This is a genomic window from Cytobacillus sp. (assembly GCF_964223445.1).
Taxonomy (GTDB): domain Bacteria; phylum Bacillota; class Bacilli; order Bacillales; family Cytobacillaceae; genus Cytobacillus.
In genome coordinates this window covers 41,542-53,972 of sequence record NZ_CAXQGS010000127.1, presented here as the reverse complement: position 1 = coordinate 53,972, position 12,431 = coordinate 41,542, and the positions used below count along the sequence as shown (strand labels likewise).

Below are 12,431 nucleotides of genomic sequence, written 5' to 3'. Positions count from 1 at the left end.
CATGGAGAAAGTACTGGAAGTAAAAGACCTGCATGTCACATTTACCACTTATGGCGGTGAAGTCCAGGCTGTAAGGGGAGTAACATTTGATTTGTATAAGGGAGAAACCCTTGCGATAGTCGGTGAATCCGGCTGCGGAAAAAGCGTGACTTCCCAGAGCATCATGCGGCTGATTCCATCCCCGCCAGGGAGAATAGCTGATGGCGCTGTCCTTTTTAAAGGGAAGGATTTGACTAAATTAAAAGAGTCTGAGATGCGGGATATTCGCGGTGCAGACATTTCGATGATCTTTCAGGATCCAATGACCGCTTTGAACCCTACGATTACCATTGGGGAGCAAATTATTGAAGGAATTATGCAGCATGAATCCATTTCCCGGCAGGATGCCCGTAAAAAGGCCCTGGAAATGCTAAATTTAGTTGGGATTCCAAATCCGTCCGAAAGATTGAAGCATTATCCGCACCAGTTCAGCGGAGGGATGAGGCAGCGGATTGTGATTGCCATGGCCCTTGTCTGTGAACCGGAAGTGCTGATTGCCGATGAACCCACTACAGCACTTGATGTAACGATTCAAGCTCAAATATTGGATTTGTTTAAAGATATACAGAGGAAAACAGGGGTATCTATAATCATCATTACCCATGACCTGGGGGTTGTCGCTCAAGTAGCGGATCGCATTGCCGTGATGTATGCAGGAAAAATAGTGGAAGCCGGTGAAAGAAGGGAAATCTTCTATAATCCTCAGCATCCCTATACGAAGGGCCTGCTGAATTCAGTTCCGCGTCTTGATTTGGACGGAGCTGATCTTGTTCCCATTGGCGGATCACCTCCGGATTTATTCGCTCCGCCGGCTGGCTGCCCATTTGCTGCCAGATGCGGCTTCGCAATGGAAGTATGTGACCGGGTCTATCCATATAAAACTCATTTAAGCCAGGATCATCATGTAGATTGCTGGCTCCAGGATGAGCGGGCACAGAAAATGCTTGCAGGTGTAAAATAGGTTTTTCCTTTCAAAGTGCCGGACCGGTACTTTGAAAGTTATGATTCTATCAGCTGTCAAACAGCCAGCTGATAGATAAAGAAATATATTTTAAGAGGGGGAAAAAGAATGAAAAAGTTTTTATCACTGCTGCTGGCGGGCGTATTGCTATTTGTCATGGCAGCCTGTACGGCAAATGAAAATGCCGGCAATGAATCAGACAGCAAGGATGATGGCAAGAAAGAAGAAGAAAGTGCTGAAAAAGTACTTTATTTGAACAATGGCCAGGAGCCGACTTCGTTTGACCCTCCTATCGGCTTTGACTCTGTTTCCTGGAGCGCACTGAACAACTTGATGGAAGGTTTGACCCGTCTTGGGCAAGATCATGAACCAGAAGCAGCAATTGCTGAAAAATGGGATATCTCAGAAGATGGAAAGACTTACACCTTTCATATCCGTGAGGATGCAAAATGGTCAAATGGTGATCCTGTAACTGCAGGTGACTTCGAATTTGCATGGAAGCGCCTTTTAAATCCTGATACTGGTTCTTCAGCCGCTTTCCTCGGCTACTTCATTGAAGGCGGAGAAGCTTATAACAATGGGGAAGGATCAGCTGATGAGGTAAAAGTAAAAGCAGTTGATGACAAAACATTTGAAGTTACTTTAGTTAGTCCGCAAGCTTACTTCTTAAGTGTGATTACTAATCCTGCGTTTTTCCCAATTAACGAAAAAGTTGCAACAGAAAATCCGAAGTGGTTTGCTGAAGCTGAATCCTTTGTCGGAAATGGGCCTTTCAACTTAACGGAATGGGAGCATGACAGCCATTTTGTGATGGAGAAAAACGATCAGTATTGGGATGCTGAGACTGTAAAGCTTGATAAAATTCACTGGGCAATCATTGATGATACAAATACAGAATATCAAATGTATCAATCGGGAGAACTGGATGTATCTGATGTACCTTCTGAGCTAAGCGAGCAGCTGCTGGGAGAAGCAAAGGTTGAAGACCAGGCTGGAGATTATTTCTATCGATTTAATGTAAACATGGAGCCATTCCAGAATCTAAACATCCGTAAAGCATTTGCGATGGCAGTGGACCAGCAGCAAATTGTTGATTTCGTCACAAAGAATGGTGAAAAGCCAGCATATGGATTTGTTTCATATGGTTTTGCTGATCCTACAGGAAAAGATTTCCGTGAAGTATCGGGTGACCTTGTAAAAACAAATGCAGAAGAAGCGAAGGCATTACTTGAAAAAGGTATGGAAGAAGAAGGATATGATAAGCTTCCGGAAGTTACCTTAACATACAGCACGGATGATACACATAAGAAAATAGCTGAAGCACTTCAGCAAATGTTCAAAGAAAACCTTGGCGTTGAAGTAAAGCTTGCCAACATGGAATGGAATGTATTTGCTGAAGAACAAAAAGCGCTTAAATTCCAATTATCACGCAGCTCATTCCTTGCTGACTATGCTGACCCAATCAACTTCCTTGAAAACTTCCAGACAGGACATTCCATGAACCGCACTGGCTGGAGCAACGAGAAATACGATCAGCTGATTAAAGATGCAAAGAATGAAGCAGACGAAGCAAAACGCTTTGAACTGATGTATGAAGCTGAAAAAATCTTATTCGAAGAAATGCCGATTATCCCTATCCATTACTACAACCAGGTTTATCTCTATAATGATGCAGTTTCAGGAATCGTCCGCCATCCGGTTGGATACCTGGAGCTTAAATGGGCAGATAAAAAGTAATACTTCTTCGGCTTGACGTGAAAGTGACAGGAAAAGGGGTGTTCGTGTGAACATCCCTTTTTTTCAGAGTAGCATTCTGAATTATTTCCCGAAAAATAATATATTTTCTCGAATTTTAGCTTATATCCTCGACAATTATTTCATTTCCCAAACAATGCTTTTACTTAAGGAGCATATAATGCTAATAAACAACTAAAAGGATGTGGCAGCATGGCAATGAAACCTCAGCGCTTGGAAAAAGGCGATGCTATTGGAATTATAGCACCGGCAAGCCCGCCCAATCAGGAAAACCTAAAGCGATCCCTGGCCTTTTTGGAGGAGCTTGGCGTAAAGGTAAAAATGGGCGATCATGTGACTGATCAATATGGATACCTTGCCGGAAATGACGAGGACCGGCTGGCAGATTTACATAAAATGTTTCTGGATAAGGAAGTCAAAGCAATCATTTGCGCAGGCGGCGGCTATGGCACAGGGAGAATTGCATCCCAAATTGACTACAGCCTTATTAAAGAAAACCCGAAAATTTTCTGGGGCTATAGTGATATTACATTCCTGCATACTGCAATCCGCCAGCAGACAGGATTGGTCACCTTCCATGGCCCGATGCTGGCATCCGATATTGGCAAGGAGGATGCTGATCCACTATCAAAGCAGTATTTTAACCAGTTATTTAAGCCTGTAACGCTTGACTATCCGGAAGGGATTTCGAATCTGGAGACGCTGGTGAGCGGGAGTGCTTCAGGAATCTTAACGGGCGGCAATCTGTCTCTCCTGTCCAGCACGATTGGAACACCATATGAAATTGATACAAAAGATAAGCTTGTGCTTATTGAAGACATCAATGAAGAGCCCCGTGCGGTCGACCGCATGCTAAACCAGCTGCATATGGCCGGGAAGCTTGAGGATGCGGCCGGCTTTATCATCGGGGACTTTAATAATTGCGTCCCGGAAAGAGAACTTTCCTTAGAACTGGATGAAGTGCTTGATACGTATATAAAAAGGGTGAATAAGCCGGCTGTAAAGGGCTTTAATATCGGCCATTGCTCTCCGCATATTTCTGTGCCATTAGGTGTAAGTGCAAAATTGGATGCGGCCGGTAAAAAGCTGATAATCGAAAGCGGCGTTAAGTAAAAGGGTGGTATGGATGAAAATAAACACGATCGAAACATTTAGAGCTGCGGTACCACTGAAAAAACCATTTAAAACAGCTTTGAGAACGGTTGAGACAGCTGAAACGATTGTTGTAAAAGTAACTTGCGATAACGGTATTGCCGGCTGGGGGGAGGCCCCTCCAACTGTGGTAATCACAGGAGACAGCCTATCAAGCATCGAATCCGCCATTCATCATGTATTAAAGCCGATGCTGGTCAATAAGAGCCTTCTAAACTATGAGGATATCTTCCAGGGAATTCAGTCAGCTTTGATAGGAAATCCGAGTGCAAAGGCAGCGGTGGATATGGCATTGTATGATTGTCTTGCACAGCAGTGCAAACTGCCTCTTTACCAATTTTTAGGCGGGCATAAAAATGAGGTGGAAACGGATTATACGATAAGCGTCAATGGCCCGGAGGAAATGGGGGAAGATGCTGTTTCCTATGTTCAGCAAGGCTTTAATGTCCTTAAGGTGAAAGTCGGCAAGGATGATATTTTAACAGATATTGAGAGAATTAGAGAAATACGCACACGAGTCGGACCTAAGATTAAAATCCGCCTGGATGCCAATCAGGGCTGGAAATCAAAGGATGCTATCTATGCCATTCGAAAAATGGAAGCTTTGGACTTGAATATTGAGCTTGTCGAACAGCCTGTGAAGGCATGGGATATAGAGGGCCTTAAGCAAGTTACCGATGCGGTTGATACACCGATTATGGCAGATGAAAGCGTCTTTTCTCCGAAGCAGGCATTTGAAATCATTAAAACGCGAAGTGCTGATTTGATTAATATTAAGCTGATGAAATCAGGCGGTATTTATCAGGCGCAGATCATCAATCAGCTCGCTGAAGTATGCGGGATGGAGTGCATGGTAGGCAGCATGATTGAAACCAAGATCGGCATTACGGCCGCAGCCCACTTTGCCGCAAGCAAAAAGAATATAACCCGTTTTGATTTTGACGCCCCATTGATGATGGCAAAAGAAATTGTAGAAGGCGGAATTCAATATTCCGGCCGCAAAATCACCCTGCCATCCGAACACGGCCTTGGCATCAGGAATGTATCGTTAATCGTAAACAAGCAGGAACTAACTTCCTGATAAAGTATGGATAATTTAAAGGAGGAATTCGTTTTGGCAATTCAGCAAAAATGGCTGGTTTCGGTTCCTGCTGCAACCTTGTGGACAGCAAGTGATTCATCAAGAGAAATAGACCTTGACGCCATCACCAATCCAGTTCATCTGGATTCCTGGCTTGAAAAACTCACATATGAACCCAGGCTGGAACTTTGCAATGGGAATCTTGTTCAATCACAAGTTCTGTACGGAGAAGAAGTAATTGTATTGGAGGAGAAGGATGGGTGGGTTCATGTTGTTGTGCCGAGCCAGCCTTCTTCTAAGGACGGGAGAGGATACCCTGGATGGGTGCCGATAGCCCAGCTAACAAAAAATGAAGATTGGAAGCTTGATAGCAGAAAGGCTGCGGTCATTCAGAAGAAAAAGGCAACGCTCTATTCTAATGATAGAGAGCCTGAACTTGTTCTAAGCTATCAAACTATACTCCCGGTGTTAAAAGAAGAAGCCGAGTGGATTCAGGTGCAGACACCTGAGGGAACAGGATGTCTAAAACCTGAAGATGTGCAGGTGTATGAATCAATCGGGGCTATACGGAAAGGCAACGGAAAAGACATCATCGATGCGGGGGTACAATTTTTAGGCCTGCCATATCTATGGGGCGGCATGAGCAGCTTTGGATATGACTGCTCAGGCTTCAGCTATTCTATGTGCAAAGCAAATGGATATATCATCCCCCGTGATGCCCATGATCAGGCGGAAGCAGGGAAACTGGTTGAACTTGACGCCATTGAACCCGGGGACTTATTATTTTTTGCTTATGAAGAAGGAAAAGGCAAACTCCATCATGTAGGCATCTATTATGGTGATGGAAAGCTGCTTCATTCTCCTAATACCGGTAAAACCATCGAAATTATCGACTTGAAAGATACTATCTATGAAAAGGAATTATGTGCAGCTAGACGTTACTGGCAAGAGACGGGGGAATAAATATGTCAAAAGAAGCACTCTTACAGGTCAATCATTTAAAAAAGCATTTTTCAATGGGGAAAGGCCAGACTCTGAAGGCAGTTGATGATGTCTCCTTTCATATCAAACAAGGCGAAACTTTCGGGATTGTCGGCTAATCCGGCTGCGGAAAATCAACCGCAGGGCGTACAATTATTGGTTTATACAACCGTACAGAAGGCGAAGTCCTTTATGACGGAAAGAATGTCCATACCATGACTGAAAAAGAAAGATTTGCTTTTCACAGGAAGATGCAGATGATCTTTCAGGATCCATATGCTTCGTTAAATCCGCGGTCAACCGTCCAGGAGATTATTTCGGAGCCCATGGAAGTGCATGGATTATATCCGAACAAAAAGGAACGGCTTGAGCGGGTCTATCAGCTTCTGGAGGATGTGGGTCTTAACCGCGATCATGCCAACCGCTATCCGCATGAATTCAGCGGCGGACAGAGGCAAAGAATTGGAATTGCCCGGGCTTTGGCGCTTGATCCGGAATTTATTATTGCTGATGAGCCGATCTCCGCACTTGATGTATCGGTACAAGCCCAGGTAGTCAATCTGCTTAAAGGGCTTCAAAAGAAAAAAGGTCTAACCTACTTATTTATCGCCCATGATCTCTCGATGGTCAAACATATCAGCGACAGAATTGGCGTTATGTATTTGGGGAATCTAGTGGAATTAACCACTAGCGAAAACTTATATAAAAATCCGCTTCACCCTTATACACAGGCCTTGCTGTCGGCGATTCCCATCCCTGACCCTGATGTCGAGGATCACCGGGAAAGAATTATTTTGGAAGGGGAACTCCCGAGTCCGATGAATCCTCCTAGCGGCTGCGTATTCCGCACGCGCTGCCCTTATGCGATGGAGGCCTGTGCTTCCATGAAGCCTGAGTGGCAGGAGATTGAGAAGGATCACTTTGTGGCCTGCCATTTATATAATGAAAAGGTAACGGGCGACCATAACCGGCCGCAAGTAGCCGCTGCGAAATAAAATGAACTTTCATACTTTCAAAGCGGAAATTCTTAAATTGGCCAGCTGCTGTGACGGCCGCGTTTCCGTATATATCCATACAGAAGATGGTGTAATCGAAACAAATGCCGATGATGTTATCTCTTCCGCAAGCTTGATTAAGGTTCCCATTTTACTCGCGGGGCTTTCACAGGCAGAAAAAGGGATGCTTCAGCTTGATGAAGAAGCAGAGGTGAAGGATGCTGCCCGGGTTGGAGGAGCCGGGGTATTGCAGTCCATGAGCAAGGGTCTGAAGGTGAAGTTTATAGACTTAATGACGCTCATGATCATTGTATCTGATAATACAGCAACTAATTTAATCATTGAGAGGCTGGGAATAGAGAAAATCAATCAGCTAATCAAAGGTTTGGGGTATAATTGTACAGAATTAAACAGGAAGATGATGGACTTTGAGGCATTGAAAAACGGCATGGACAACACTACGACTGCCAGGGATATGGTGTCTGGCATAAAGGCGTTGGCAGAGCAGTCACTTTTAACCGGGAAATACACACAAAAAGCACTGGATATATTGGAAAAACAGCAGTACAAAAACAAACTTGCAAACACGATAGACACGGAAAAAGTCAAGGTTGCCAGCAAAACAGGCGAACTTCCAGGAATAGAGCATGATTGCTGCATATTTACCCATAAAGGAAAAACTGTTTACGCCGCTGTACTTGTGGACCAGCTTCAAAGCCAGGCAGCGGGCAGAGAATTACTGTCCGCAATCGGCAGTCTCATTAATCAATATATAACCCTAAAATAAGGAACCGTATACTGAGAACGGTTCCTTATTTATTTATGCAGTTTTTGCTTTTCAGGTAAAATTAGGAGATGGACGTTCCTCGAAGATAATTCGTGCGTTAGGCGCTGCGCTTTCAAAATTATTTATGATGAAAAGGGCATTTCCCTTCGATTGGTTTAATGTCATCACCGATAAAGTATTGTTTCCACTCACGGTGTTCGGGATCGCCATAATGGCTGATGTTTGGATGGGTAGGGAGGCCATCCCATTTTTCAACCCGTTCCCTTACTTTTTCCCTGGACATGATGCCGCCTTTAGAGGTGCCTTCAAGGCCTTCAAAAATGCGGCGCGGCTGGAAACCGAGCACAAGGCTATTGCCCAAATCCCTCGTCTTTCTCTGCTTGTAGGCAGGCGCATTTCCAAACACAAAGAATGGTTCCTCGGCAAAAGAAAACGCCCATAAATGATGGTCAGGATCTGTCGGATAATCCTTTGGCCAAGGCTTTGTATCAACCTTATGCAGGTACTGAAGGATATTCCAGAAATATTTTCTGTAATGTTCAAGCGGGTTTTCATCTGTTTCCGGCTCCACAAATACAAACAAGCCATGTCGAATCAGTTTTGGTGCGTCAAATAGCTCGATAAAGGATTCGAGGGCTTCCGGCAGGTTAGACCAGTCCTCCTGTGTAATATAGGCATATCTCAATTCGCCGCGCATCTCAGCAGTCATTCCAAAATAGCACGGGAAGGTTTTATCTGTAACCGTATCATGAAATGTTTTATATTCTTGAATAACCCACTCAGGCACAATTTCGGGGTTAGTCATATCCTCTTTTGTTAAGAGAAACTTACTGGCAGTTTTCATTTTTTCACCTCAGAATGATTTACTTATGAAATATGTACCCCTTAAAAAGTCCTTTGAAACTAGCTGAGTGGAAACGAAAAAGAAAAAGAAAAAGACAGCCGTGTTGGCTGCCTTAAGCTTTATCTAATGATTTTCGGTATTTATATTGATTGAACTGAAAGCGGATAAAACAGCCTATGCAAAATCCCAGAATGGCAACAAATGCTGATAGGGCTACCATAGCTGTAAAAACATACCCTGCAGCTGTCCAGCCCAGAAGAAAGCTTATTAGGCCCAGCGCCAGGCAGGCAACGGCAATCACTTGATTAAATTGCTGCTGCTCCCAGTCTTCGGGAATGTAATCAGCAGGATTTTTTCTCAGAAAATGTTTTGCTGTACGCATAATGGGATTGTAGCTGAACAATAAGCCCATTATACCTGCAAGTAGGGGGATGGCAAGAATCCATGCTTCTCCGATAAGCCACGAAGCTAAAACACTTAATACGATCGACCATTGATTGGTTCTTACGAGCGGACGGGGAATAGAAACCGGTGTATTTGCCAATTATTTTCCGACCTTTCTCATTGGTTTTATAGGTATTATTAGTTTACTTAAATTGCAGGTTTTTGTGAAGAGAAAAAGCCTGGAAAATAAAAAAGCACGCCCACAGGGACGTGCTTCAAAAATTATTTCAGTGGCCCATTGTTTTCATCCATCCGGTTATTGCGCGGATTTAATGGGTCGTTTGCAGGATTCATAGACGGATCTGGGCTTGTTGGGTTAATCGGTTTATCAAAAGTACTAGTGGCGTTGCCTGGTTTCATTTCAGGCATGGCTTCTTTCATCACTGCTTTCGTATCGGCATCTTTGTTAATAGTTGTTTCTTCAATTTTACGATCAAGCTTTTGAAGATACTTGGCTGCAAAATCCTTTCCACCAAGACCAAATGATAAGCCGAATGCCAGGGCAAGTGCACCAAGCGTTAGAATGAACGCAGCATTTACAATGGAAGCGGCGAGACCAAGCTGATCGAGTGCCATAAAGATTGAAATCGCGATAATGGCTGCCTGAGCGATATTGGCAAGGAATTTATAATGCGGTCCTTGAAGAACCGTGCTTAGCAATTTCTTAACCAGACCTCCCAGCCACAAACCTACGCCAAGAATGACAAGAGCTGCAATCACATGAGGCAGGTAGGCAATTACACCTGTCGCCAATGTTACCAGGAAGTCAAGGCCAAGGATATTAAGAGCCTGTACCACAAACAACAGGACAATAATCACTTCTGCAATATAGCCAATCACCTGGGAGAAGCTTAAACCATTGCCTGCAGCAGCAGACTTATTTAATCCCATACCGGAGAAGTAAGAATTCAATCCAATGCGTTCGAGTAAACTGGAGACGAATTTGCGTACCCATTTTCCGAGCCAAACTCCAATCAGCACGAAGAATATAGCTACAGCAATATTCGGCAGCATCGTCAGGACATCATTCAGCATGGCAATGGCAGGTCCGGAAATGCCTTCAATATCCAATCTCTCTAGAGCGGCAATGACTGTTGGGATCAGAATAAGAACAAACACAACTGTGCCAATCACAGATGCCAGGCTTGTCCCTTCAAACAATCGGTTTAAGCCAAGTCTTGCGGTCAGTTTTTCACTTCCAATAGCCTGCAGGAAATTCGTTACAATATCACGGACGATTTTCGCAACGAACCAGCCTACAAATAAAATCAGGGCTGCTGCAAGAAGCTTAGGCAAAAAGGCCAGGATGCTTTCAAGCATGCCGGTGAACGGTCCGGCGATTCCATTCATGTTTAGAGCTCCCAATACAGCCGGCAGGAATACCAGCAATGTCAGATAGAACACAATTTTAGCTGCGTTATCAATAACATTGGCAGGCTGCTCTATATGGTCTGTTAAATTCCATTTGCTAAGCTTTTCTTGAACTTTGAGCGTTCTGCCGCTCTTTCTGATCAGCAGGCTGAGTCCGGTGGCGATAAGCCATGCGAATAATAGAATTAGAGCTGCTTTTAAAATGCTCGGCACTGCTGCCATTATGGAGGAGAACATGCCCACAAGAGGTGCAGCGATAATATCGAGGTCCAATATATTGAAGAACAGGATAAATACGAACACTAACAGCAGATAGAAAATAATCTTGCTGATTATTTTCTCAGATGAATACTTTCTATTTGCTTTATCAGGGAATACTCTGTCATCAAGGCTGGTTTTGCGCAGCCCTTTTAAAACGGCTTTTTCTATTGCTTTTGCAATCATCCACCCAACTAATAATACTAATAGTGCTAATAATAAATCAGGCAGTTTGGCCAAAAGGTAATCAAATCCGCCCCAGTACCGATTATTGTCCAATATTGTCACTCCTTAAAAGAATTTGTAGAATTGCATACTTTCATATACCCACTGCTTTTAGGAGTAAACAGTCCTTTTATCAAGATTGTTTTCGCAGAAGGGGCGTTTGACTTGCCCCATTCGGACAGAAGAAGAGGAAAACAGGAAGATGGAGTCCGAATGTGGCGCTCATTCGGACAGGGGAAGAGGAAAAAGGTAGATAGAGTCCGAATGTGGTGCTCATTCGGACAGAAGAAGAGGAAAACAGGGTGGTAGAGTCCGAATGTGGTGCTTATTCAGACAGGAGAAGAGGAAAACAGGGTGAAGGAGTCCGAATGTGGCGCTCATTCGGACAGGAGAAGATATAACACAGAAGGAAGCTTTATGAATCCTGCCTCTTCACCAAAACACAGCAGTTGTTATAGACACGCATAATACATGATAAAAACCTATCGATGAGATAACAGACTTTATAGAAAAGAGACGTTGGAGGTCATTTCCAAAGTCTCTTTTCTATAAATCTTACCTCGTAAATTCCTTACGTGCTAAATCGATTCTTTGCTGCTTTTTTCAATGAGAATTGCGGAATACTGATTCCAATCAGGATCAGCACAATTCCGAAAGTCTGTGCTTCCGAAATTCTTTCGCCTAGAATCAGCATGGCCGCAGCAACAGCAGCCGGGAGTTCGGCAGAACCTACAATTGTGGCAAGCCCTGAATCTAAATGGGGTGAACCGATTGCAAAAAATAAAATTGGGAAAATGGCTCCGAACAATGCCATCAGCAGGCCGAATTTCCATAGGCCTTCAAGCTGAATGCCGCCGCTTATTAAGACGGGGCCTGAAACAGCTGCAACCAGAAGAAGTCCGCCAAATGTGATGAAGATGCTCCTCTGAATGGTTGGAATTCCCTTACCTGCCTTGCCGCTCGCAAAAATGAATACGGCAAATGTTACCGCAGATAATAAGCCATAGATCAGGCCATCAGCTTGAATAGGATGTGACCCGGAATTAATCAGGTTGCTTGCAAATACTGTCCCTATAATAAGCAAGATCGAAGAAATGACTTTTGCTTTACTGGGCATCTTTCTTTCATATAGGGCTTCTAAAAGAATTCCTATCCAGGTGAACTGAAATAAGAGAACAACAGCGATGGAGGCCGGATTCCGGTCGAGGCTCATTCCATACAGAATGCCTGTTAAACTTAGGGAGGCACCGGTCAATAACAAAGCTGCTGTTTGTTTAAGGGTGATTTTCGTTCTTTTGATAAATGGGAAAGAAAGCAACAGCAAAAGGAGCCCAAATAAATATTGGCTTCCGGTCAATTCAGGAACAGAGTGGCCGGCCTGGAGTCCAAGTTTTACAATGGATGCCAGAATGCCATAACTGCATGCGCCAAGAAAAATAAATAATGAATATTTTAAATTTGCCATTATGGATACTCCTTTCTAAAGAGGATATGGGGCAAGGTCAATCATAACATCTCAGTGATCCTAAAGGGGAAAG

General features: G+C 43.8%; 10 protein-coding genes and 1 pseudogene. 7 read left to right on the top strand and 4 right to left on the bottom strand.

Features of this window, described 5'->3' with window-relative positions:
* The first annotated feature begins 1 nt into the window (after position 1).
* The 7 genes and pseudogenes from ACEQ1T_RS21560 to ACEQ1T_RS21530 all read left to right on the top strand — a co-directional run bounded on the left by ACEQ1T_RS21560 (position 2) and on the right by ACEQ1T_RS21530 (position 7,751).
* Entirely contained in the window at positions 2–1,000 is a 999-nt protein-coding gene (locus tag ACEQ1T_RS21560) for an ABC transporter ATP-binding protein (RefSeq protein ID WP_370224689.1), read from the top strand.
* 108 nt (positions 1,001–1,108) lie between these two features.
* Positions 1,109–2,737, top strand: coding sequence for a peptide ABC transporter substrate-binding protein (locus tag ACEQ1T_RS21555; protein WP_206845517.1), 1,629 nt, complete (start codon positions 1,109–1,111; stop codon positions 2,735–2,737).
* 210 nt (positions 2,738–2,947) lie between these two features.
* Positions 2,948–3,868, top strand: coding sequence for an LD-carboxypeptidase (locus tag ACEQ1T_RS21550; RefSeq protein WP_206845516.1), 921 nt, complete (start codon positions 2,948–2,950; stop codon positions 3,866–3,868).
* A 13-nt stretch (positions 3,869–3,881) separates the two neighbouring features.
* Entirely contained in the window at positions 3,882–4,988 is a 1,107-nt protein-coding gene (locus ACEQ1T_RS21545) for a dipeptide epimerase (protein ID WP_370224687.1), read from the top strand.
* Between the two features lie 33 nt (positions 4,989–5,021).
* Positions 5,022–5,951, top strand: coding sequence for an NlpC/P60 family protein (locus ACEQ1T_RS21540; protein WP_370224686.1), 930 nt, complete (start codon positions 5,022–5,024; stop codon positions 5,949–5,951).
* 2 nt (positions 5,952–5,953) lie between these two features.
* A pseudogene (locus tag ACEQ1T_RS21535) lies at positions 5,954–6,964 on the top strand (ABC transporter ATP-binding protein).
* A gap of 1 nt (position 6,965) precedes the next feature.
* The gene (locus tag ACEQ1T_RS21530) at positions 6,966–7,751 is read left to right on the top strand and encodes a serine hydrolase (protein WP_206845509.1); all 786 of its coding nucleotides are present in this window, start codon (positions 6,966–6,968) and stop codon (positions 7,749–7,751) included.
* Between the two features lie 118 nt (positions 7,752–7,869).
* On the opposite strand, the gene ACEQ1T_RS21525 is transcribed toward ACEQ1T_RS21530, so the two are convergent.
* From ACEQ1T_RS21525 to ACEQ1T_RS21510, 4 genes are all read right to left on the bottom strand, one after another.
* Complete coding sequence (locus tag ACEQ1T_RS21525) at positions 7,870–8,595, bottom strand: YqcI/YcgG family protein (RefSeq protein WP_370224685.1); 726 nt, start codon at positions 8,593–8,595, stop codon at positions 7,870–7,872.
* A 112-nt stretch (positions 8,596–8,707) separates the two neighbouring features.
* Positions 8,708–9,139 carry a DUF4395 domain-containing protein gene (locus ACEQ1T_RS21520; RefSeq protein WP_206845506.1) on the bottom strand — a complete coding sequence of 144 codons (432 nt, stop codon included), beginning with the start codon at positions 9,137–9,139 and terminating at the stop codon, positions 8,708–8,710.
* A gap of 122 nt (positions 9,140–9,261) precedes the next feature.
* Positions 9,262–10,947 (bottom strand): mechanosensitive ion channel, encoded by a 1,686-nt coding sequence (locus tag ACEQ1T_RS21515; RefSeq protein WP_370224684.1) that lies wholly within the window; start codon positions 10,945–10,947, stop codon positions 9,262–9,264.
* A 517-nt stretch (positions 10,948–11,464) separates the two neighbouring features.
* On the bottom strand, positions 11,465–12,358 hold the full coding sequence (locus ACEQ1T_RS21510; RefSeq protein WP_206845504.1) for a DMT family transporter: 894 nt from the start codon (positions 12,356–12,358) through the stop codon (positions 11,465–11,467).
* Positions 12,359–12,431 lie beyond the last annotated feature (73 nt).

Bases quoted from the DNA above. Each gene is read 5' to 3' on its own strand.
- ACEQ1T_RS21560 (WP_370224689.1), top strand. From the start codon at position 2: ATGGAGAAAGTACTGGAAGTAAAAGACCTGCATGTCACATTTACCACT.
- ACEQ1T_RS21555 (WP_206845517.1), top strand. From the start codon at position 1,109: ATGAAAAAGTTTTTATCACTGCTGCTGGCGGGCGTATTGCTATTTGTC.
- ACEQ1T_RS21550 (WP_206845516.1), top strand. From the start codon at position 2,948: ATGGCAATGAAACCTCAGCGCTTGGAAAAAGGCGATGCTATTGGAATT.
- ACEQ1T_RS21545 (WP_370224687.1), top strand. From the start codon at position 3,882: ATGAAAATAAACACGATCGAAACATTTAGAGCTGCGGTACCACTGAAA.
- ACEQ1T_RS21530 (WP_206845509.1), top strand. From the start codon at position 6,966: ATGAACTTTCATACTTTCAAAGCGGAAATTCTTAAATTGGCCAGCTGC.
- ACEQ1T_RS21525 (WP_370224685.1), bottom strand. From the start codon at position 8,595: ATGAAAACTGCCAGTAAGTTTCTCTTAACAAAAGAGGATATGACTAAC.
- ACEQ1T_RS21510 (WP_206845504.1), bottom strand. From the start codon at position 12,358: ATGGCAAATTTAAAATATTCATTATTTATTTTTCTTGGCGCATGCAGT.